The following is a 21665-nucleotide window of genomic DNA, read 5'->3' as shown; positions in this document are numbered from 1 at the left end:
GCGATGCCCGCCCCGAGCCCGTCCGCCCCGAGCCCGTCCGCCCCGAGCCCGTCCGCGTCGACCCCGGCCGCCGCCCGCACCACGTCGGGGGTGAGCCGCCCGGCCTTCGGCGCCGTCGTGACCTTGGCGCTCGGGCAGCTCCGCCGCAGCCCCGCCGCCTTCGCCGGCTCGGCGGCCGCGCTCTTCCTCGCCCTCGCCACGGTGACGCTGTTCGGCTCCCTCTTCGCCGCCGCGGCCGCCACTCCCGCCGCCGAGCGGGCCTCCGCCGGTCCGGGGCTGATGGTGATCGCCGGCGCCTTCGGCGAGATCGCCGTGGTGGTCGCCTTCTTCGTGGTGGTCAACGCGCTGGGCTTCGCCGTTCGCCGCCAGCACCGTGAGCTGGCGCTGCTGCGCACCGTCGCCGCGACGCCCCGGCAGGTCCGGCGGCTGGTGCGCGGCCAGGTGGTCGCGACCGTCCTGCTGATGGCGGTACCCGGCTGCGCGGCCGGCGCGATCGCCGCCCGCCGTTTCCTCGCCGCGCTGCAGCGGCAGGGGATGGCCGCGCCCGCCGTGCGGGTGCCGGGCACGCCGCTGCCGATGTTGGTCGCGCTAGCGGCGGCGCTGCTCGTCGGCCTGGCCGCGAGCGCCGTCGCCGCCCGGCGGATCTCCCGGATCGCGCCCGCCGCCGCACTGACCGCGACCTCGACCGAGCACGGCCGAACCGGGCCGGTGCGGCTGCTCGCAGGGGCCGGTGCGCTGGTCGGCGGCGGGCTGCTGCTCCGGCTGGCCGCGACCCGTCCGGCCGACCAGCCGGACAAGGCCGGGCAGGCGGCCCTGCTCGCCTCGGTGGTGCTGCTGGTCGCCGTCGCCCTGCTGGGCCCGCTCGCGGCCCGCGTGGTCGCCGCCGTGCTGGGCGCGCCGGTGCGGATCGCGGCGCCGCGCTCCGGCTGGCTGGCCGACGCCAATCTGCGCGGCTACGCGCACCGGTTGTCCGCCGCCGTGGTGCCGGTTGCGCTCCTCGTCGGCCTCTCGGGCACCATGTCGATCATGACAAGCACCGCAGCGCACGCGGCGAGCCGGGCGGCGGCCGGCGGCACCTCCGTGACCTCGGCCACCGACGTCTGGCTGCGCCAGGCCGAGCTGGCCATGCTGGTCTGCTTCGCCGCCGTCTCCACGGTCAACACGCTGGTGGCGCTGACCGCCGACCGCCGGCGCGAGTTCGCCCTGCTCCGGCTGGTCGGCGCGACCCGCCGCCAGCTGCTGCGGATGCTCACCGTCGAGGCCGTGCTCACCACGGCCATCGGGGTCCTGCTGGGTGCGGCGGTCGCCGCCACCGCTTCGGCGGCCTTCAGCACGGCGCTCACCGGCTCCGCCCTGCCGGCCGTCCCGGTGGCCACCTGCGGGTGGATCGCCCTCGGCGCGGCAGCGCTGACCGTGCCCGCCATCCTGGGCACCGGTCTGCGCGCCGTCGGCGGCCCGGCCACGGAACTGGTCGGCGGCGGCCGTGGTTGACCGGTGGCGGGGAAGCGGTCCGCCGGCGGGCCCGGGCCGGCGGCGGTACTTCACGGTCCCCGGCGGCGAGCTGCTCTTCGCCGTCGCGGGCCTGCCGCTCGCCGTCCTGGGCGGCGCCTACGCGCTCGCCGTCCTCTACGCGGGGGCGCTGCTCTCCCTCACCGTCCTCGGCCTGCCGTTCGTGGTCGCCGCCCTCCACGGCACGCGCGGCCTCGGCGCGTTCCATCGCCAGCTGGTGGGCGCACTGCTCGGCGAGCACGTCGAACCCCCGGCCCCGCTGCCGGCCCAGGACGGCGTGTTCGCCCGCGGCCGCGCCGTCCTGGCCGACCCGGTCGCCTGGCGGGCCCTGCTCTACCTGCTGCTGCGCCTGCCGCTGGGCCTGCTCGGCTTCGCCGCCGCCGTCGTCCTGCCGCTCGGCTGCGGCTGGCTGATCGGATTCCCGCTCTGGGCACGGCTGCTGGAGCCGGGCGACCGGCCCACCGGCCTGCTGGACGCCGCCGCCGTCCTGCTGGGCCTGGCCGTGCTCGCCGCCGTGCCGGGGGCCAACCGTGCGCTCGGCGCGGCGAACCGGCGCCTGGCCCGGCTGCTGCTCGGCCCGGCCCGTGCCCAGCAGCGGGTCCGCGCGCTCGAATCCGCCCGGGCGACGCTCCTCACCGAGAACACCGACCGGCTCCGCCGCCTGGAACGCGACCTGCACGACGGCACCCAGGCCCGGCTGGTCGCCCTCGCCATCACCCTCTCGCTGGCCGACGACGTGCTCGACCCCGCCCCCGCGCAGGCCGACCTCGCCCGCCTGCGCACCCTGGTCGACCGGGCGCGCGGCCAGACCGACGACAGCATCGCCGAGCTGCGCAGGCTCACCCGGGGCATCCACCCGGTGGCCCTGGACGGCGGCCTGGGCGAGGCCCTGCCCGGGCTGGCCGCCGGCTCGGCCGTGCCGGTCACCGTCCGGCTGGATCTGCGGGAGCGGCCGGACACGGCGATCGAGCAGGCCGTCTACTTCTGCGCCGCCGAGCTGCTCACCAACGTCACCAAGCACAGCGGAGCCCGGGCGGCCGAGTTGTCGGCGACCGCCGCCGACGGCCGGGTCCGGCTGACGGTGCGTGACGACGGACGCGGTGGCGCCGCCTTCGGGGCCGGCCCGGGGGCGGGCCCGCCCGCCGCGCCGGGTGCGGCCGACCCGGCGGCTCGGGGTGGCACCGGCCTCGCAGGGCTGCGCGAGCGGCTCGCCGCCGTGGACGGCGTCCTGCGGTTGGAGAGCCCGCCGGGCGGCCCGACCGTCGTCACCGCCGAGCTACCGAGCTCGCTCTGACGAGGAGTAGAACGAGGAGCAGGAAGTCGGCCGGTCCGACTTCCTACTCCGGCCGGTGCACCCGGCGCCCGCGTCCGAAGGAGGGCCGTCGAACGGAATCGACGGCCGCCAAGAACGGTGCGGCCGAAGGTGTCGCGCAGGAGGTCGTCGAGGTGGATGAGAACGGGAGGCAGGCATCCGGCGGCCTGAGTACGGTCGCCGGATGGAGACCGGAGCTGCGAGTGGCGCGATGGAACGGGTGGAGTTCGAGGCCTGGAGGGACGACGATCCGGTGCCCTGGGCGCCGACTGGACGGCGCTACGTCACGGTGAACGAACTCCTGGTGCGGCTGGGGAGTTTCGGGATGGGGTTGACCTGGCGGATGCGAGCCGACGAGGACGACGACTGGCTCTCCGGAATCGTGAAGCTCTCCGAGGGTGGGGTGGGGACGCTTGAGCTGCTGGCTCTGCTGCCTTCGGATCTTCAGGCGGTCAACGCGGACTTCGCGGACTATGCGGGAACTGAACTGATCATATTGCTGAGGGAATTCGACAGTTCGTCCTGGCAGCTGGCGACCGTCGACCCCGGGGTGCTCGCTGAGATCCGTCGGTCCTTCCCGGACACGACTCCCCTCGCCGCGGAGTCCTGGGAGGAGAACCCCTGGTGGGATGAGCCGTTGCCCGAGGGCTGGGGGGAGCAGACCGGGCGTCGGGTCGTCGGCCGGGCCTGCGGAGAGGCTGCGCCGTTGCCGTTCGAGTCCACCTGACCGTCGGGTACGAGTGCACGGTCCGCCCCTCCGGCGCGCGTGGTCCGCAAGTGGCGCCCGCTCCGGTGGCGCGTGGGGGCTGGTCGGGGTGTTCGGCGCTACCCGGGAGCGCTCGGCCGGCAAACCGCCCGGGCGGTGACCTGGCGGTGCGGCTCGTGCGATCAGAGGTGGCGGTCGCCGACCGCCCCGGTGGAGGAGAGGTAGGTGAGCACCGCCTTGACCCGCCGGTTGTCCGCCTCGGTGGCCGGGAGGTCGAACTTGGTGAAGACGGCGGCGACATGCTTCTCCACGGCCCGCTCCGACACCACGAGCCGCGTGGCGATCGAGCGGTTGGAGTGGCCCTGCGCCATCAGTTCCAGCACCTCGCGCTCGCGTGGCGTCAGCGCGTCCACCCGGCTGCGCCGGCCGCCCCGCAGCAGCCGGGTCACCACCTCGGGGTCGAGCGCGGTACCGCCTTCGGCGACCCGGTGCAGCGCGTCCACGAACTCGGACGTCCGGGCGACCCGCTCCTTCAGCAGGTACCCGATCCCCGCCGCGCCGCCGGCCAGCAGCCGGCCGGCCCAGGCGGTCTCGACGTGCTGGGAGAAGACCAGGATGCCGACCTCGGGGGCGCCCGCCCGGAGCTCCACGGCCGCGCGAATGCCCTCGTCCGTGTGGGTGGGCGGCATCCGGATGTCCACCACGGCCACGTCGGGCCGGTGCTCCGCGACGGCGGCGAGCAGCGCGGGGGCCGTGCCGACGGCGGCGACCACCTCGCACCCACGGGCACCCAGCAGTTCGACCATCCCGTCCCGGAGGACGACGGAGTCCTCGGCCAGTACCACGCGCAGCTGCTTGTCGATCATGACGCCATTATCGGGTCGGTCGCGTCGGGTCGGACAGTCGGCCTTGTCACCTGCTGCGGCGGAGCGAACACCTCAACGCCACCGGCTGCTTCGCTGATGGGGTGGACAGGCACGCAGCGATCCGGATGCTGCCCGGTTTCAACTCGCATGACGATCTTGTGGGTGGCGGCCTCCGGGCCGGCTCATCCCGGGAGCGAGGACGCCTCACCGATCGCGGCGAGCAGTTCGAAAGGCAGCTCCCGATCCGCCTGGCCGATGGCCAGCGCGAGCCATCGACCGGAGGACGGCGGCTGCCACATCCGCATGCTGCCGGCGACGTTGCACAGGAAGCCCAGCGGCTCGGGAGCCATGAACTCGGGGTCTGGACTGTCGAACCCGAGATACGGCCACAGATCGACTGTCGTGGGGGCGCCCCAACGGGCGGTCAGCACGGCCGCCAAGGTGTCAAGATCGGCTTCCAGCTCCTTCTCGGCTGCCTCGACGGTCTCCTCACTACGGTCATCCCAGAAGTCCTGGCTCTCCCGGAGCACGGCCAGGTGGTATCCGGGCCCACCCCACCCGCCGCCCATTCCCGGTCTGCCTTCCTGCTCGGGGAACGGCAGGGCGCTCAGTTCGTCAATGATCGACAGCTGGGCCTCGGTGAAACCCGTCGAACGGTGCCGGCTCGCCATGGGTGAAGCCTAACCGGACACCTCAGGTATCCAACACGTCAGGCCGAGGCGTCGAGGGGCTGTGTAGCCTGTCGTTCCGTTCGAACGGATTGGGGGCCTGAAGTGAACGCCGAACGACCGCATGCAGCGATCGAACTCCCCGAAGGGTCCTGGTGGGACTGGGACGTCGTCGCCTGGGACCGTGGGCAGTTCCGGCTCGCTGCCGACCACGACCTCACCTACCACCACGGCCTGGAGCTGGTCTTCGGCGGCCCGCTCTTCGTCAGATGCCCTGCGGACTTCCAGGATCCTCTCTTTCGCTCACCCACGTCCGAGGAGCTGGCGACAGTCACCGGCCTGCTTGGTGGAAGGCCGCCCGTGCTGGTCGCCTTCGAAGCGGACGCGGGCGGGACGGAGCCTGCCTCGTGCCTCATCGCCGCAGGTCGCCTGGACATCGTGCAGGAGACCGTTCTGAGGTACTGGCGCGAGGACGCGGCTCCTGATCAGCGAGTCGCTCCGTGGGTCCGGCCTTCGGATCAGTGACGCTGGACTTCTTGCCGGAGGCCCGAGCAGGTGACCGGCGAGGAGTGGGACCGGCTCACCCGCTACGACTACGAGTCGCGCACGAACCGGGATGGCTGGCCGGGCCTGCGCGACTGAGTGGGCGCCGGGGGCGCTCGTCGGGCCCGTGCGCGGTGACCCGCCCGGAAAACCGGTTGGTGGGCGTGTCGGAGCCGCCCGTAGACTCCGGTGCTCGTGACCGAGACCAGTACCACCGCAGCCGCCCGCGCCGCCGATGCCGAGCTGATCGGCTCCGCCGTCGCCGCCGCCGGGCAGGGCATGATCGACCGCGAGACCGTGGCCGAGGTGGTGGTCCTGTGCGCGGTCGCCGGCGAGCACCTGCTGGTCGTCGGCGCACCGGGCACGGCGAAGTCCGAGGCGGTCCGCCGGATCGCCGGGCAGCTCGGCGGCCGCTACTTCGAGTACCTGCTCGGGCGGTTCACCGAGCCCAACGAGCTGTTCGGCCCCGTCGACCTTCGTCAACTCCGCGAGGGCCGGGTCGAGTTCGATACCGCCGGGATGCTTCCCGAGGCCGAGATCGCCTTTCTCGACGAGGTGTTCCTCGGCTCCACCGCTGTTCTCAACACCCTGCTCGGCCTGCTCAACGAGCGGGTCTTCCGGCGCGGCCGCACCGTGGTGCACAGCCCGCTGCGGGTCTGTGTGGGCGCGGCCAACCACTTGCCGGACGATCCGGCGCTCGCGGCCTTCGCCGACCGCTTCCTGGCCCGGGTCTTCGTCGAGCCGGTGGCGGACGCGCGGCTGGAGGAGCTGCTGGAGGCCGGCCGCCGGCCCGCGACCGCCCCGCTCCACCCGCGCGACCTGACCGATGCGCGTGACCTGACCGACCCGAGCGACCTCGCCGGTCCGGCCGACCGGCTCGGCGCTCTCGACCGGCTCGCCGCCGCCGCCCGTGCCTGCGACCTCGACGACGTCACCCCGCTGGTGGCCGCCGCGCTGCGCCGGCTGCGCGCCGCGGGTGTGCCGATCAGCGACCGGCGGGCGGTCCGCTCGCAGAAGCTGGTCGCCGCCGCCGCCGTGCTCGACGGCCGGACCACGGCCTCGGCCCGCGACCTGTGGGTGCTGCCGCTGGTCGCCCCCACGGCCGACGCCCAGGCGCAGGCCCGCGACACCCTCGCCGATCTGGTCGAGAAGGCCGCCAACCGCAGCCTGGTGCACGCCGCCGAGGAACTGTCCCGCAGCTCGGCGGCCCGTGCCGAGCGGCTCGTCCGCACCGGTGGCGCGCTGCTGGCCGCGCACCGCACCCTTCCCGAGGGGCGCGACTCCCGGCTGCGGCTGGAGGCGGCACTGCGCGAGATCGACGCCGGCTTCGACCCGGCCGACCTGTCGGGCGCCCTGGCCGGGATACGCGCCGAGCTGGTTGCGGCGGTCGCCCCCTCGTGACGGTCACCGCCCCGCCGTCCTTCGCACTCCGCTGGGAGCGCCGCGAGCCGCCGCTGCCCGCCGCCGCCGTGCTCGCCCTGGGTGCCGCCGTGCCCGCGCTGGCCGTGGCCGCGCGCGAGCGGCTGGTCGGCGGCGCCCGGCTCGGCGTGGTCGCCGGCGACGGCGCGCTGCTGGTCCTCGGGGCCGAAACCGACCTGCCCTGGGCGGACGGTACCCGTTACCTGGGCCTCGACGCGGGCGTGCTGGTGCCCACCACCGGCCGCCCCCGGCCGACCGCCGCGCTCTGGCGCACCGCCGTGGGCGCCGAGGGCGACCGGCTCTGCGTGCTGCTCCCCGGTCACGCCCTGGTCGCCGACCCGCCGCCCCCGACCACCGACCCGGCCGCGCTGGACCCGTACACCGGGGACGCGTACACCGGGGACGCGAGCAGCGGCGACGCGCACACCACGGCCCCGCACACCACGGCCCCGCACACCGGGGACGCGAGCGCCGGGTACCCGGCCGTGCCCGCCCCGTCCACCGGGAGTGCCCCGCGATGACCACCCGTCTCCCCGCCGCGCTGGCCCCGTGGGCCGCCGGCCTCGCCGCGCTGACGCCGGAACTCGCCGTCGCCCTGGGCCCGTTGCTACGCCGTCTGGACGCCCTGATCGGCGAGCGCGAGCCTGCCGTCGACGACCGCGGCACCCCGGACGGGTTCGGCGGGCTCGCCCGCTCCGGCCGGCCCGATCAGCTGCTCCCCTCGGAGTGGCTGCTCGCCGACGAGGCCCCCGACGAGTTCCTGCGCCGTCTCGCCGATGGTGAACTCCTGCACCTGGCAGCCGAGTTCCGTGCCCCGATGGTCCGCGGCCGGACCGTGGTGCTGGTCGACACCGGCCCCGGCCAGGCCGGCGCCGGCCGGCTCGTCCAGCTCGCCGCCCTGCTGGTCCTGCACCGCCGGGCGGCCGCGCGCGGCGCCGAGCTGGTCGTCGGCATCCTCGGTGACCCGCCCGGCCACTGGCTCACCGGCGACCTCCCCGAGTTGCTGCCGCGCTGGCTCGACGCCCGGCGGCACGCCGACCCGACACCCGAGGACGTCCGGCAGGCGCAGCAGGGGCTGGACGCCGCCGACCGGGCCTGGCTGTTCACCTCACCCCGGCTGGCCGACCGGCTCGGCTCCCATCAGCTGGTCCTGGCGAGCGAGCCGAGCGGCTGGAGCGCGGACGGCGCCGTCCGCGTCACCGTGCGCCTCGCGCGGACGAGCGTCGACCTGCCGCTGCCCCCCACGCAGATCGCCGTCCGGGCGCTGCGCGGCGCCGAGTTCCGCCGGGTCGCGCCGGCGGTCGTCGCCCTCCCGGCCGGGACGACCGGGCGGGCGTCGCCGGCTTTCACCACCGAGGCCCGCACGCTGCTGCTGCGGGGTGCGCACGCCACCACGCTGCTCGCGGTCAACCTGCCGAGCAGCGCGTCACAGCACCCCGGCCCGCTCCAGGCCCGCCGCCACCACCTGCACGGGCCGGTCGTCGCGGCGGGCCGGATCGGCCGACGCCTGATCGCCCTGCAGATCAGGGGCGAGCGGCTCGTCCCGTACGTCAGTGGCCGCCCGCTCGGGGAGAGCGGCGCGTACACCGCCGAGCTGGGCGCGCTCGGGCTCGACCGGGCCCTGCTGGAGAACCTGCTCACCGGCCCGGTCCGGCCGGTGCTGCGCGACGGTGACGACCTGCTCTGCCCGCTGGGCGGCCGGTGGTGGCGGATCGCGCGGGACGGGAGCGCCCGGGACGACGGGCCGCTGGCCCCGGGAGCGGAGGAGCGCGGCTTCCAGCGGTGCCGGGAGCGGCGGCTGTTCCAGCACCCGCTGGCACCCGAGGCGGAGCGGGCCCGGCACGTCGTCCACGGCGGCACCACCCAGGGCTGGTCCGAGGACGGCAGGAGCTGGGTGCTGCGCTGCCGGCAGGGCGAGCCCTTCCGGCTCTCGTTCCGGGAGCAGGCCGACGTGGTCGGCCTCGTCCACGACGGCGTGCTCCCGGCACTGATCACCTGCACCCGGAGCGGCCGGCTGGTGCGCAGCATCCGGGCGGACGGCACCCGCACGCTCAGCCGCTTCTCCGGCGGTTCGGCCCCGCCCGTCGTCCACCCGACCCTGCCCCTGCTCGCCGTCGAACCGCGCCCCGGTCGGGTCGTGGTCGGCGACGCCAACACCGGCCGCATCCACCACCACCTCGGGAGTGAGCAGTGAGCGCAACGGCCGCAGCGTTTCGGGCCACCGTGACCGCCGCCGGCTTCGTCCTGGACGTCCCGGTGATCGGCGCGGCCGAGGCCGCCGAGCGCGTCCTGGCCCACTGGGAGGACGGCGCCGACCTGCGCCGGCTCCCGGACGGCCGCTGGCTGTTCGTCCTCGCCGAGCCGGTAGGGATCCGGGTGGACGGCGCGCCCGGGCTGCCGCTGCGGCGCCCGGGCGGCGGCGGGCTGGCCGCCGTCGGTACCGAGGGCGCCCCGGTACCGGCCGGCCGACTCGCTCTCACCACGGCGGGAGCGGTGACGACGCACCGGATCGCGGAGCTGGCGCCGCTGGACCCGTCGGGCTGGCTCGACCCGGCCGGGCTCACCCTCCACCGCCTCGCGCCGGTCGGGGCGGTGGCCGAACCCGAGCCCGTCGCCGAGGACCTGCCGAGGCCCGCCCGGTCGGACCTGCGGGCGGCGGCGGGCATCGGGGCACGATCGAAGCGGGCCCGTCGCCTGACCGAGGCGGCCCCGGCCGACGGCCGACCTCGGCCGCTGTCCCGGCTGCTCAGGTGGCTCCGCCGGCTACCGCTGTCCCGCCTGGCCAGGTCGTTCCGCCGGCCCCGGTGGGGGGACGCGTCGGGACGGCTGGCGTTCGTGACGGTGACCGCCCTGATGGCCGTGGCCGTCGTGGTCATGGCCTTCTGGTCCGTTCACCTGTTCCTGGGTCAGGGCCTCCACCCCGGCGGGTTCGTCTTCGCCCTGGTCGCCGCCGTCGCGGTCCTCGGGGGACGGGGACGCCGGTACCACACCGCCGGTACGTCCGGTACCTCCGGTGCGGGCAAGCCCGGCAAGCCCGGCAAGCCCGGCAAGCCCGTCCCGCGCGCCGCCGCCCGGCCGCCCCGGGCCCGCCGGCCCCTGCTGGGTGGCCTGCTCGCCCGCCTCGCCATGCGCACCCCCGCCGGCGGGCTCGTCCACGCTCGCCACGCCCGCTACCTGCGGGAGCTGACCCGCGCCTTCGAGCAGCGCCGCTGGGACGACGCCCTGCGCGACGCGCTGCGCCTGGCCGGCGAATCCTCCAGCGCCGAACAGGGGTGGCTCTCGCTCGGACTGCCCCGACGCCACGCGGGCCCGCTGCGCCCGACGCCCACCGTCGGCGAGCCGGCGGGGGTCTCGCCGCTGTCCGGACCGACCGTCAAGTCGATGCTGGCCGACCTCTACCGGCAGGCCGCCACCGCTCTGGAGCGCGAGGGGCGGATCGACGAGGCGGCGTTCGTGCTGGCCGACCTGCTGGACACCCCGGCCGAGGCGATCGCCCTGCTGGACCGGCACGGCCGGGCGGCCCAGGCCGCCGAACTCGCCGAGGGCCGTGACCTGGCCGCCGACCTGGTGGTGCGGCTCTGGTGGCGGGCGGGCGAGCGTGATCGGGCGATCCGGACGGCGCACCGGCGGGCCGCCTTCGCGGGCGCGGTCGACCGGCTGAGCGCCGACGACCCGCAGGCCGGGCGCGAGCTGCGCACCGCCTGGGTCGAGCACTGCCGGGCGGGCGGCGACCGGCTGGGCGCGGTCGAAGCGGCCTGGCCGGACGAGGCGCTGCGGCCCACGGTGGTCGCGGATCTGCGTGACGCGGTCGCGCTCGGCGGCCCGGCGCGCGGCCGGGCACTGGCCCACCTGCTGGCCCTCGGCGCAGGGGAGGCGACCCGGGCGCTCGCGCTGGCCGTCCTGGAGGACGTCGGCGACGGCTCGTACGGCGCCGCCGACGCCGGCGAGGGTGTTCGCGCGCGGACGACCGGCCGGTCCGCGCTGGCCACCGCGCTGGCCGAGCTGCCGGGCGCGGACCCGGCGGGTGACCGGGAGCTCGCCACGGCGGCGGTCCGCGCCGTGGTCCGGGACGGCGGTTTCGGCGACGCGGGCAGGCTCCACCGGCGCACCGAACAGGCCCTGTTCGAGCAGCTGATGAAGCGCGCTGACCCCCTGGCGGCGGCGGACCTGCCGCGACCGCGGCGCGCCACCGGCCCCACGGCCGACGCCGGGAGCGACCTGGCCTTCGTGGACCGGCCCGGGACGCTCCCGGTCCTGGACGCGGTGCGGCTGGAGTCGGGCTTGCTGCTGGTGGCCTGCGGTCAGGCGGGGGTGCGGCTGCTGGGGCCCGACGGCCGGGTGCGGGCCCGCTGGGACGTCCCGGCGGACGAGCTGGTCCTGGCCGACCACGGCGGCACCGCCCTGCTGGTGGCCCGCTACGGGCAGGTCCGCGAGATCTCCCGGCTGGACCTCGGCACCCGCGCCGTCCGGTACTGGAGCACCCTGCGGGTGCGCGCGCTCGCGCCGTCCTTCGACGGCCGGCAGTTGCTGACCGTGGACGAGGAGGGCATCGCCGTCCTCGACACCCTGGCAGCGCGTCCGACCGTGGTGTGGCGCGAACTCGGCGGCGGGCAACGGCCGGTCGGCCCGGTCGTGCGCACGCCCACGTCCTGCGCGTCCGTCGTGTCCTCCCGCCTGCCCGGGGGCGGGGTGCTGACGGAGCTGTGGCGCTGGGACCAGCCGGGCTGGGAGCTGCGCGCGCGCACCGGGCTGGACACCGAGCACCTCACCGAGGGTTCGGCGCTGCTGGCGGGCGGCCGGCTGCTGACCGCCGAACCGGAGCCGGCGCAGGGCCGCACCGCGCTGCGCTGGTCGACCGACCGGCTACACACGGAGCAACTCGTCGAGGGCGTCGCCGCGGCGGGACCGGTCGTCGACGGTGACCACTGGGCACTGACCCTCGCCCCGGCCGCCGACGGCACCGTCCGCGTCCGCACCGGCACCGCGAGCGCCACGGAGGGACTGCGGACACTGCTCCTCCCGAACGCGACCGCGGCCGCGTCCCCGGTGGGCCTGCGCCACCACGGCGGCGCGCTGACGTTCCGGCACCGTTCCGGCCGGGTGCTCGCCACCACCGCCGACGGCTCGGCCGTCCTCGCCAACCTGCGGGTCACCGCCGGCTGACACCGGGCCGTGCCCCACCCGACGGCCGTCCTCGTCAGGGCCCGCAACCGGGCGAGGAGCCGTGGTCCGGGTCGCCGGGTCGTCGGCGGCCGCGCCGGTGTCCAGGATCCCGGAGTGGCTGGAATGTCGATCATCGTATGTCTGCCCGGCTCGACGGTGGCCGAAGTGGACGAGGCGGTCGCGCGGGAACCCGAGGTGATCGGCAGGTGCGCGGGCGCGCCGCGTGAGCTGATCGACTGCGGCGACGACCTGCCCGGGGACACGCTTCTCGTCAACGTGCGTTGCCACGTCTGAGTTTGTGCACCGTCCGCTCGCCCCTCGCGCGCGGGGTACCGCTGCTGGCCGCGGTCGGGGCGTCGGCGGTATCCGCGCAGAAGGCCGCGCGCCGGGTCGCTGACCCGCCCGGCGGCGACGGCGTCGATCCCCGTCACGGGACGCTCACCCCGCCCCGGGCGTGACGCCGGCTCAGTCCACCTTGGCCAGGGCCCGGGAGAGCCGTTCGCCGGCCGCCCGGTCGAAGCCGTCGGGGCAGTCGATCCCCTGCGACTGCGCCAGCTCGCGGACGTGCAGGTCGGCGAGGGCCTCGGTGAGGTCCGCGAACGCCACCGCGGCGTCCCGCCCCCGGCGCAGGCCGATGCCGACGGCGGCCGCGCCGACGGGGGCGGCCGGCCACCACCAGAGGCCCAGCAGCAGGTACCCGGCGCCCCAGGCGCAGAGCCGGGTGGCGGCGGCCAGCTGGAGGCGGGCGGTGTGCAGCTCGGCGCGGGTGCCGTCGGGGGCGAGCAGCCACAGGTGCGGCCAGGCGGCCGCGAGGTCCAGGCGGTAGGCGCGCCAGAGGCGTTGGCCGGGGGCGGCCAGCCGGTCCCCGGTGCGGAACGGGTGGCGCGGGCGGGCCGTGGCGATCCGGTTGCGCTCGGCGTACCGGCGCTCCGCGGTGTCGGCCAGGTCGTCGGCGTCGGCCGCGCCGGCGATCCGGGCGCGGCCCGCCGCCAGCAGGGCGGACCGGTACGCGTCGTCGGCGCTGCGCCAGCGGCGCAGCCGCCGGTCGGCGAGCCGGCGCAGCACCGGGCCGTGGGCCTGTGCGCACCAGAGCAGTTCCAGTGCCGTGCCCAGGGCCTGCGCGGCCGCCCCGATCGCGGCCGCGCCGACCAGCAGGGCCAGTGCGGCGACGGCGATCACGGCGGCACTGTGCGAGCCGGGCGCGGCGGCCAGGTCGTCGAGCCGCGAGCGGAGCCGTCCGACGTCGCGCCAGTGGCTCTGGCCGAGGACGGCGGCGGTGGTCAGCGCCGCGAGGTAGAGCAGGCCGGGGAGGGCGAGCAGGGCGACCCAGCGTTCGGCGATCCGGCCGCCCAGCGCGCTGAGGAAGGCGCTGGTCACCGGAGTCCGACCGCCCGCAGCGGCTGCCCGAAGACCAGGCACTGCGAGGCGTGCGCGGCGTCGGGCACCTCCACCCGGCCGCAGTGGCCGTGCGGGCAGGCCAGGACGTGCAGCGGCGGGTGGCCCGGCCCGGCCACCGGCAGGGCACGGTAGGTGGGCCCGGTGGTGGGGGCGGTGCGGTAGGAGCCGAGCCCGGCGGTGTGCCCGGCCATCAGCAGCAGCTCCTCCAACTCGTCGAAGGCGTCATCGAGTTCCGCCGGCGGTCGGCCGGCGCGCAGTTGGGAGGTGAGGTGTTCGACGAGGCGGCGCCCCGCCGGGCCCAGGTCGAGTGAGTCGGGCGCGCCGGTCAGCCGCCGGCAGAACTCCCCCAACCGTGCGTGCCCGGTCCTCGGGCGGTCCGGCTCGCGGCTCTCCGTCTCGACCACACGGCCCCCTTCGTGGCGTCGTTGCGGATCCTCGGTCAGTATAACGACGGGATTCTGACGGTACGTTCGCTATCGTGTCGGGTGACTCCACCCGCCGCGGCGGGGTAGGTGCGGGTAGTCGGAGCGGGCAGGCTGATCGGCGCGACGGAGCGCCCCGGGGGTGATCGTCTCGCAGACGCGGCTTTCGGTGACGGGAGGCGGCGCGGATCCGGCCGCCGAACTCCTGCTGCACCATCTCAGAACAGGCGATCGGGCGGCCCTGGACCGGGCGGTCCGGATCGCCCGGACGTACCTGCGCACCGCGCCGCCGGACGAGGCGGGCCGGTCCGTCCGCGCGGGCAACCTCCTGGTGGCGCTCCTGGTGCGCTGGCAACTGCTCGGCGACCGGCGGGACCTGGACGCCCTGATCACCCTCGGGGTCCGGTGCGCGGCGGCCGAACCGCCCGCGGCCCAGGACGTCCGGCTGCTCGCCCTCGGGTACCGGAGCCGGTTCGACCTCCACGGCCGCCCGGCGGACCTCGACGGGGCGGTGGCGATGTTCGCCCGGGCGGCCGGACTGCCGCAGCAGCCGCCCACCGCGGGGGAGGCGCTGGCCGGCCTCGGCGGGGCGCTGTCCGAGCGGTTCCGGGTCACCGGCCGCGAGGAGGACCTGGCGCGGGCCGAGAGCGCCTACCGGCGTGCGCTGGACGGTCGGTGGGCCGACCCGACGGACCGCGCCGCCCTGCTGCTCGATCTCGGCAACCTGCTGCACTCCGTCCACGAACTCCGCGGCGACACCGAAGCGCTGGGGGAGGCGCTGGAGCTGTGGCGCGCGGTGCCGGCCGTGGTCCCGGCCGGCCACGAAGCCCGGCTGCCGGCGCTGCACAACCTGGCCCAGGGCCTGCGGACCTGGAGCACCCTCACCGGCGACCCGGCCGATCGCGCGGAGATGCTCCGGGTGAACCGGGAGGCCCTGGCCGGGACGCCGGCCGGGCAGCCGGGCCACGGCGCGTGTCTGGCCGGGCTCGGCGTGGCCCTGCGGCTGGTCGCCGAGGCCACCGACGACCTGGTGGCGCTGCGGGAGTCCGTCGAACTGCTCCGCCGCGCCGTCGCACTGCCGGAGGAGGACGCCGCGCTGTACGCGGGCCGGCTGAACAGCCTCGGCAACGCGCTGCACCGGTTGGCGCAGTGGACCGGTGACGTGGAACTCCTGGACGAGGCCGTCGAGGTGCTGCGCGAGGCGCTGGCCGGGCAGCGGCCCGGGACGAAGATCTTCGGCGAGGTCCTCGCCAACCTCGCCGTCACCCTGCGCGAGCGCGGTTTCCAGACCAACGACCCGCAGGCCGTCCGGGAGGCGGCCGAGCTGGCCCGCCGGGCCGTCGACGAGGGGCCGGTCCGGCCCGCCGACCGGGTCGACCGGCTGGCCAACCTCGGTGTGGTGCTGCAGAGCCGGCACGGCGAGACCGGCGAGCCGGCACTGGCCGCGGAGGCGATCGCGACGGCCCGCGAGGCCCTCGCGCTGACCGGGCCCGGGAGTCCGGCCCTGGGCGACCGGCTGAACCACCTCGCCAACGCGCTGCGGGCCCGGTTCGACTCGACCGGGGAGCGGACGGACCTGGACGAGGCCGTCGCGCTGCTGGAGCGCGCCGTCGAGGTGAGCCCGTACGGCGACCCCCGGCTCGCCCTGGTGCTCTCCAACCTCGGCAACTCCCGGCTCGACCAGCACCGCACGACCGGGGACGACGAGGCCCTGGACCGGGCGGTGAGCGACCTCGGCCGGGCCGTCTGGGCCGGCGCCGAGGGCACCGCGGCGCACGGCACCTACCTGCGGCACTACGCCGACGCCCTGCTCTTCCTGCACCAGCGGGACGGCGACCCCGCCGTGCTGCGGGCCGCCGCGGACGCCTACCGGCAGGCGGCCCTGACCGAGGCGATGCCGGCCGACGGACGGGTCCGGGCCGCCTGGGAGTGGGGCGCCGGCGCGGCGCTCGGCGAACGGTGGGAGGAGGCGCTGCGCGGCTACGAACTGGCCGTCCGGCTGCTGCCGTTCGCCGCCTCGGGCCGGCTGGCCCGGGGCGACCAGGAACGCAGCCTCTCCCGGGTGCACGGGTTGGCCGCCGAGGCGGCCGCCTGCGCCGTCCAGACCGGGGACCTCGTCCTCGCCGTCCAACTGCTGGAACAGGGCCGGGGCGTCCTGCTCGGCCGGACCATCGCCGCCCGGGACGGCCTGGGCCGGCTGCGCCGTGCCCATCCCGCGGCCGCCGAGCTGTTCCGCGAGCTGAGCGAGCGGATCGACGCGCTCGACGCCGCCGACCCGGCCGACGCACGGTCGGGCCTGCCGGCCGGGGGCACCGACCTGCGGCACACCCTGGCGGCGCGGTTCGGGCGGCTGGTGACGGAGATCCGCGCACTGCCGGGCTTCGCGGACTTCCTCGCCCCGCCGTCCCCGGCCGTCCTGGCGGCGGCCTCCGAGCGAGGACCGGTGGTGCTCGCCTACTGCAGCGGGTACCGCAGCGACGCGCTGGTCCTGTGGTCGGGTCAGGTCCTGCTGGTCCCGCTGGCGGCGGCCACCCCGGAGGCGGTGGACGAGCAGGTCCGCCGGCTGGAGGAGGCGCTGGCGGCGGCGGCGGATCCGGCCACCGACCGGGCGGCCCAGGCGGTGATCGGCGAGGTGCTCGGCTGGACGTGGGACCACGTCACCGGACCGGTGCTCGACCGGCTCGGCCTGTCCGGGGCAGCCCCCGACGGCCCGTGGCCCCGGATCTGGTGGTCGCCGGGCGGGGCGCTCTCGGCCCTGCCGTTGCACGCGGCGGGCCACCACGACGGCGCGGCGCCCGACGGGCGGCGCGGTACGGGGGCAAGCGAGGGGAGCCCCTGCACGGTGCTGGACCGGGTGGTCTCCTCGTACACCCCGACCGTCCGCGCGCTCGGCTACGCCCGCGCCCGGGAGGCCGCGCCGCAGCCGGACCGGCCGCAGCCGGGCCGGTCGGTGGTGGGCCCGTCGGCGCTGGACGGGCCGTCGCCGGACGGGCCCGGGGGCGCCGACGGCCTGCTCGCGGTGGCGATGCCCGAGACCCCGGGCGCCCGTCCGCTCACCGGCGCCCGGCGCGAGGTCGAGCTGCTCCGCGGGCTGCTGCCGACCGAGGTGCTGATCGGCGAGGAGGCCACCCTGGCGGGCGTCCTCGAAGCGCTGCCCCGCCACTGCCACGTGCACTTCGCCTGCCACGGCGTCAGCGAGCCGCAGGACCCGTCGAACGCCCGGCTCCTCGTCCACGACCACCGGACGGCGCCGCTGACGGTCCGCCGGATCGCCCGGCTCGACCTGCCCGCGGCCCGGCTCGCCGTCCTCTCGGCCTGCGAGACGGCCCGGGGCGCCGGCGACCTGGCCGACGAGGCGATCCACATCACCTCGGCCTTCCAGCTCGCCGGGTACGCCCATGCCGTCGGCACCCTCTGGCCGGTGCACGACCTGCTGGCGCTCCGGATGACCAGGCTGCTCTACCGGGGTCTGCGGGCCGGCCGGCCCGCCGGGGCGCCGGGGCTGGACACCGACCGGACGGCCGAGGCACTCCACCACGCCGTCCGGCAGTGCCGGACGGCGTTCTCCACCAGTCCGGGCCTCTGGGCCGCCCATGTGCACGCCGGCGCCTGACCGGCCGGACCCGACGACGAAGGAGGTTCACCGTTGACATCCTCCCCGCGCTGAAGCACGGGGATTCCGGCCGCGCCTGCGGCACGGGGCTTGCACCCGGTGTGGCCGGCGTTCCGGTGGGTTCCTGTTTCAACGGGCCGTGCCTGGCGTGGGATCGCCACGCCGGGTCCTACCGGCCCTCCGCAGGCGTTTAGCCTGTCCGCCCGCCCGGCGGCCAGGATGTTCCGAGCAGCATTGAGGTCACGGTCATGGCAGGTACCGCACGCACCGCACGTCCACATGCGGATACTCAACGGCTTGGGCCCGTCCAGGACCCCGCACGCGGAGCACACCTGGCTGGTGGGCTCGTACCGGCCGATGACGCCGACGTGTCTGCCGTAGCGGGCGGCTTTCTCGGTGAGGAGCCGCCGGAAGGTGGACCATCCGGCGTCGTGGACGGACTTGGCCAGGCGGGTTCGGGCCAGGCCGCGCACGTTCAGGTCTTCCAGGTAGATCGCTTGGGTTTCGCGGATCAGCCTGGTCGTCCGCTTGTGCAGCCAGTCCATGCGGGTGTCGGCCACCTTGGCGTGCGCCCTGGCCACCTTGCGCCGGGCCTTCGCCCGGTTCCTCGACCCCTTGGCCTTCCGGGACAGCGCCCGCTGCGCGGCCTTGAGCCTCTTCTCCGCCTTCCGCAGGAAACGCGGGTTGTCGATCACCGTGCCGTCGGAGCAGACGGCGTAGGTGGTCAGGCCGAGGTCGATGCCGATCTCGGTGTCCAGCTCGGCGAGATGGTCCGGCTCGACGTCCACCACGAACGAAGCGAAGTACCGGCCGGACGGGTCCAGCACGATCGTCACCGACGACGGGTCGGCCGGCAGCGCCCGCGACCACTTCACCCGCACATCACCGATCCTGGCAAGGTTCAGCTTGCCATTGGACCGCAGCCGGAAGCCGTTGCGGGAGAACCGCAACGACTGCCGGTTGTCCTTCCGCGACTTGAACACCGGAAGGCCCACCCGGCGACCGGACCGCTTACCCGACACGCTGTCGAAGAAGTTCCGGTAGGCCGTGTCCAGGTCACGAAGGGACGACTGCAAAGCGTCCACCGACACCGACCCCAGCCACGACCGGGCGTCCGTCTTCTTCGCATCGGTGATCACCGACTTGGCCAGAACACCCGTCGGGATCCTCGACCGGTCCGCCTTCCACGCCGCCTTCCGCAGGGCAAGCGCATCGTTGAACACCACCCGCGCGCACCCGAACGTACGGGCCAGCAGCTGCCGCTGACCCACCGTCGGACAGATCCGAAACGAGTACCTGAGATGCACGAGATCAACCTACCGACAGGCACTGACAACGACCTGCGGCCACCCTCACGGCGATCCGCCTCGACGGCGAAACACCGCCCCCCGACCTGCTCCGCAGGCGGTCCGTTTCTCCCCCGCAAGCGGGGGCGCCCCCACCCCCGGCCAACCGGGGGTATCCACGGAGGTCCCCGATGAGCGGATGGTGGCGCAGACGGGCGGCCGAGCGCGCCGCGCGGGCCGACCGCACGGGCGGCCCCGCGCCGTCGGGGCCGCCCGGCGAAGGCACCGGCGACGTGCTGCCCGGTGAGGGCACCGGCGGCGCGCCGCCCGCCGCCGAGGGGCTCCGGGAGCCGCGCTGGCGGCCGCCCGGAGCCACCGTCACCGTCACGGAGGTGACGGAGGGCGTGCCGGAACAGGAGATCGCCCGGGTCCGCCTCCAGCCGGAGGAAGTGGCCGCCTGGCGGGCCGACGCGGCCATCGAGCGGCTGGGGGCCGACCACCCCGAGACCCTGACCGTCCTGCGGGAGTACGCCCGGGTCCTGGCCCACACCCCGGGCGGCACCGACCGCGCGGTCGAGCTCTACGAGTACGTGGCGGGCACCCAGCGCGCGGTGCTCGGCGGACGTCACGAGGAGACCCTGTGCAGCGATGCGGAGCTCGCGGACCTGTTCCACCACCTCGGCCGGGTCCAGCAGGCCGAGTCGCTCTGGCAGGCCAACTTCCGTGCCAGGGCGCAGACCCTCGGCCGGGACCACCCGGACACCCTGCGCAGTGCCGACGGGCTCGCCGCCGCCCTGGAGTCCCTGCGGCGCTCCGCGGAGGCCGAGCCGCTGCTGCGTGACACGCTGGACCGCCGGAGCAGGCTGCTGGGCGCGGACCACCCCGAGGTGCTGTCCGCCGTCAACCGGCACGCGGCCGCCCTGATCAACTGCGGACGCCACCGGGAGGCCGAGCGGTCCCTGCGGTCCCTGGTCCCCAGGCTCGAACAGCGCTACGGGCGCGACCACGAGCGCACCGTGGCGGCCCGCAGCAACCTCGGCGCCGTCCTGGTCCGGCTGGACCGCCACGTCGAGGCGGAGCCGGAGCTGCGGGCCGTGGTGACCTCCTGGGAGGCGCTCGCCGGGCCCGACGACGAGAACACCCTCTCCGCCCGCAACAACCTGGCCGCCGTCCTGCACGGCATGGAGCGCTACCGGGAGGCCGTCCCCCTCCTGCGGGACATCCTGGCCCGGCGGACCGCCCTGCACGGGGAGGGCCACCCCGTGACCGTGAACTCCCGGGAGAACCTGGCCAACGTCCTGATCGACGCCGGCCTCCTCGCCGAGGCAGCCGGCCTGCTGATGCGCTGCGCCGCCGACTACGGCCGGATCCACGGTCCCGGCCACCCCCGCGTGCAGGTCGTCCGCGAGCAGCTGGACTGGTTGCGCGAACACCTGCCCTGACCGCCGGTCACCGCCGGCGCGCGCAGCGGGATCGTCCCGTCCCGGTCACGGTGTTGTTGTGTCCGCTTCATGTGAGGGATGCTCAGCCGTGGCATCCTTCCGATCGGCGGAAGCGACCGCCGACCGCGTTCTGACAAGGGGACAAGTCATCGTGACCGCACGCCGCGCCCTCGCCGGCACCATCGCCACCGGTCTGCTCGCCGCGGCCGCCGCCCTCCTGCCGGTGCAGTCGGCCGGCGCGAGCGGCGCCGGTGAGCTCCCGTTCGGCTCGGCCACCACCGTCGGGCTCCACAACACCTACGACCCGGCCGCGTTCGGCTACCTCGCCCAGGGCCTGGACACCGGCACCGGCATGATCGAGCTGGACGCCTGGACGGACACCGTGACCAAGGAGTGGAAGGTCAGCCACTCCAACCCGCTGGGCAACGCCAACAACTGCGTCAGCGCGAACACGCCCGCCCAGCTCTACACCGGTGGCGCCAACAAGAACCTGGAGACCTGCCTGGACGACGTCCGGGTCTGGCTCGGGGCCCACCCCGGCGCCGGCCCGCTGGTCGTCAAGCTGGAGCTCAAGGCGGGGTTCGCCGCCAACCGCGGCATGGGCCCCGCCCAGCTGGACTCCCTGATCGCCGGCCACCTGGGCTCCGCCGTGCTGCGCCCGGCCGATCTGCTCGCCAAGCCGGGCGGCGGCTCGTACGCCGATGCCGACGAGGCGGTCCGGGCCGGCAACTGGCCGACCAGGGCGTCGCTCGCCGGGCGGGTGCTGGTGTACGTGATCCCCGGATCGCTGGAGGAGGGCAACCCCTTCGACACCCTGCCCACCGACGTCGAGTACGGGCGCCACCTGCGCGACCTGGCCGCGGCCGGGCGGATCGGCGACGCCCAGGTGTTCCCCGCCGTCCACGGCGCCGCCGCCGGCGACCCCCGCACCAAGTACGCGGAGACGGCGATCCGCCCGTGGTTCGTGGTCTTCGACGGCGATGCCGCCGCCTACCTGGGCGGCGTCGACACCGCCTGGTACGACAGCCGGCACTACCTGCTGACGATGACCGACGCGCAGAACGTCGCGCCCGCGATCAGCGCCACCGATCCCACCGCCGACCAGGCCCGCGGTCGCACGGAGCAGCTCGCCCGGGCGCACGCGAGCATCGTCTCCAGTGACTGGCGCAGGCTCCCCGCCGTGCAGTCCCTCGCCCTGCCGCGCGGCTGACCGCCCGCCCGTCGCGCCCCCCCCCCCCCCCACCCGGGGGGGGGGGGCCCCCCCCCTCGGCCGGGTCCGTGCCCGGGGTCAGGGCCAGGACCGTGCGGCGTCACTCCG

The 21665-nt window shown here is 76.1% G+C and carries 16 protein-coding genes and 1 pseudogene; 12 read left to right on the top strand and 5 right to left on the bottom strand.

Annotation, left to right across the window (positions count from 1 at the left end; genetic code table 11):
- The first annotated feature begins 3 nt into the window (after positions 1-3).
- The 3 genes from ACFVYI_RS31935 (at position 4) to ACFVYI_RS31925 (ending at position 3548) form a co-directional block, all read left to right on the top strand.
- Entirely contained in the window at positions 4-1491 is a 1488-nt protein-coding gene (locus tag ACFVYI_RS31935; RefSeq protein WP_387892043.1) for an FtsX-like permease family protein, read from the top strand.
- The gene (locus tag ACFVYI_RS31930) at positions 1484-2803 is read left to right on the top strand and encodes a sensor histidine kinase (RefSeq protein WP_387892041.1); all 1320 of its coding nucleotides are present in this window, start codon (positions 1484-1486) and stop codon (positions 2801-2803) included. Before ACFVYI_RS31935 ends, ACFVYI_RS31930 begins: the two co-directional genes overlap by 8 nt.
- A gap of 202 nt (positions 2804-3005) precedes the next feature.
- Positions 3006-3548, top strand: a complete 543-nt coding sequence (locus ACFVYI_RS31925) for a hypothetical protein (protein ID WP_387892039.1) — start codon at positions 3006-3008, stop codon at positions 3546-3548.
- Positions 3549-3709: 161 nt separating this feature from the next.
- Here the strand turns inward: ACFVYI_RS31925 and ACFVYI_RS31920 are convergent, their stop codons facing one another.
- Together ACFVYI_RS31920 and ACFVYI_RS31915 are read right to left on the bottom strand one after the other, a co-directional pair.
- Positions 3710-4393 carry a LuxR C-terminal-related transcriptional regulator gene (locus tag ACFVYI_RS31920; RefSeq protein WP_387892037.1) on the bottom strand — a complete coding sequence of 228 codons (684 nt, stop codon included), beginning with the start codon at positions 4391-4393 and terminating at the stop codon, positions 3710-3712.
- Positions 4394-4575: 182 nt separating this feature from the next.
- Positions 4576-5064, bottom strand: coding sequence for a hypothetical protein (locus tag ACFVYI_RS31915; protein ID WP_387892036.1), 489 nt, complete (start codon positions 5062-5064; stop codon positions 4576-4578).
- 102 nt (positions 5065-5166) lie between these two features.
- Between ACFVYI_RS31915 and ACFVYI_RS31910 the strand changes: the two genes are divergently transcribed.
- The 6 genes from ACFVYI_RS31910 (at position 5167) to ACFVYI_RS31885 (ending at position 12480) form a co-directional block, all read left to right on the top strand.
- Complete coding sequence (locus ACFVYI_RS31910; RefSeq protein WP_387892035.1) at positions 5167-5586, top strand: hypothetical protein; 420 nt, start codon at positions 5167-5169, stop codon at positions 5584-5586.
- Between the two features lie 213 nt (positions 5587-5799).
- Positions 5800-7005 (top strand): AAA family ATPase, encoded by a 1206-nt coding sequence (locus ACFVYI_RS31905; RefSeq protein WP_387892033.1) that lies wholly within the window; start codon positions 5800-5802, stop codon positions 7003-7005.
- A complete protein-coding gene (locus ACFVYI_RS31900) occupies positions 7002-7544 on the top strand; it encodes a hypothetical protein (protein ID WP_387892031.1) in 543 nt (180 codons plus the stop codon). The genes ACFVYI_RS31905 and ACFVYI_RS31900 overlap by 4 nt, the downstream gene beginning before the upstream one ends.
- Positions 7541-9217 (top strand): hypothetical protein, encoded by a 1677-nt coding sequence (locus ACFVYI_RS31895; RefSeq protein ID WP_387892029.1) that lies wholly within the window; start codon positions 7541-7543, stop codon positions 9215-9217. Before ACFVYI_RS31900 ends, ACFVYI_RS31895 begins: the two co-directional genes overlap by 4 nt.
- Positions 9214-12186 (top strand): bpX6 domain-containing protein, encoded by a 2973-nt coding sequence (locus ACFVYI_RS31890; protein WP_387892027.1) that lies wholly within the window; start codon positions 9214-9216, stop codon positions 12184-12186. The genes ACFVYI_RS31895 and ACFVYI_RS31890 overlap by 4 nt, the downstream gene beginning before the upstream one ends.
- Positions 12187-12309: 123 nt before the next feature.
- Entirely contained in the window at positions 12310-12480 is a 171-nt protein-coding gene (locus ACFVYI_RS31885; protein WP_387892025.1) for a hypothetical protein, read from the top strand.
- Positions 12481-12651: 171 nt separating this feature from the next.
- Here the strand turns inward: ACFVYI_RS31885 and ACFVYI_RS31880 are convergent, their stop codons facing one another.
- Together ACFVYI_RS31880 and ACFVYI_RS31875 are read right to left on the bottom strand one after the other, a co-directional pair.
- A complete protein-coding gene (locus ACFVYI_RS31880; RefSeq protein WP_387892024.1) occupies positions 12652-13563 on the bottom strand; it encodes a hypothetical protein in 912 nt (303 codons plus the stop codon).
- Positions 13560-13988, bottom strand: a complete 429-nt coding sequence (locus tag ACFVYI_RS31875) for a hypothetical protein (protein WP_387892023.1) — start codon at positions 13986-13988, stop codon at positions 13560-13562. The genes ACFVYI_RS31880 and ACFVYI_RS31875 overlap by 4 nt, the downstream gene beginning before the upstream one ends.
- 160 nt (positions 13989-14148) lie before the next feature.
- On the opposite strand from ACFVYI_RS31875, the gene ACFVYI_RS31870 reads away from it, so the two are divergent.
- A complete protein-coding gene (locus tag ACFVYI_RS31870) occupies positions 14149-17619 on the top strand; it encodes a CHAT domain-containing protein (protein WP_387892022.1) in 3471 nt (1156 codons plus the stop codon).
- A gap of 272 nt (positions 17620-17891) precedes the next feature.
- On the opposite strand, the pseudogene ACFVYI_RS31865 reads toward ACFVYI_RS31870, so the two are convergent.
- Positions 17892-18890, bottom strand: a pseudogene (locus ACFVYI_RS31865) (RNA-guided endonuclease InsQ/TnpB family protein); the annotation flags it as partial.
- A 206-nt stretch (positions 18891-19096) separates the two neighbouring features.
- Between ACFVYI_RS31865 and ACFVYI_RS31860 the strand changes: the two are divergent.
- Together ACFVYI_RS31860 and ACFVYI_RS31855 are read left to right on the top strand one after the other, a co-directional pair.
- Positions 19097-20347: a tetratricopeptide repeat protein gene (locus tag ACFVYI_RS31860; protein WP_387892020.1), complete on the top strand. Its 1251-nt coding sequence runs from the start codon at positions 19097-19099 to the stop codon at positions 20345-20347.
- A gap of 151 nt (positions 20348-20498) precedes the next feature.
- The gene (locus tag ACFVYI_RS31855; protein ID WP_387892019.1) at positions 20499-21557 is read left to right on the top strand and encodes a phosphatidylinositol-specific phospholipase C domain-containing protein; all 1059 of its coding nucleotides are present in this window, start codon (positions 20499-20501) and stop codon (positions 21555-21557) included.
- Positions 21558-21665: the final 108 nt, after the last annotated feature.

This window comes from Kitasatospora sp. NPDC058218, assembly GCF_042882445.1.
Taxonomy (GTDB): domain Bacteria; phylum Actinomycetota; class Actinomycetes; order Streptomycetales; family Streptomycetaceae; genus Kitasatospora.
This window is presented reverse-complemented; position numbering and strand designations above follow the sequence as displayed.

Excerpts from the sequence above, each read along its gene's own strand:
- ACFVYI_RS31935 (WP_387892043.1), top strand. The coding sequence starts at position 4 with ATGCCCGCCCCGAGCCCGTCCGCCCCGAGCCCGTCCGCCCCGAGCCCG.
- ACFVYI_RS31925 (WP_387892039.1), top strand. The coding sequence starts at position 3,006 with ATGGAGACCGGAGCTGCGAGTGGCGCGATGGAACGGGTGGAGTTCGAG.
- ACFVYI_RS31920 (WP_387892037.1), bottom strand. The coding sequence starts at position 4,393 with ATGATCGACAAGCAGCTGCGCGTGGTACTGGCCGAGGACTCCGTCGTC.
- ACFVYI_RS31915 (WP_387892036.1), bottom strand. The coding sequence starts at position 5,064 with ATGGCGAGCCGGCACCGTTCGACGGGTTTCACCGAGGCCCAGCTGTCG.
- ACFVYI_RS31895 (WP_387892029.1), top strand. The coding sequence starts at position 7,541 with ATGACCACCCGTCTCCCCGCCGCGCTGGCCCCGTGGGCCGCCGGCCTC.
- ACFVYI_RS31885 (WP_387892025.1), top strand. The coding sequence starts at position 12,310 with ATGTCGATCATCGTATGTCTGCCCGGCTCGACGGTGGCCGAAGTGGAC.
- ACFVYI_RS31860 (WP_387892020.1), top strand. The coding sequence starts at position 19,097 with ATGAGCGGATGGTGGCGCAGACGGGCGGCCGAGCGCGCCGCGCGGGCC.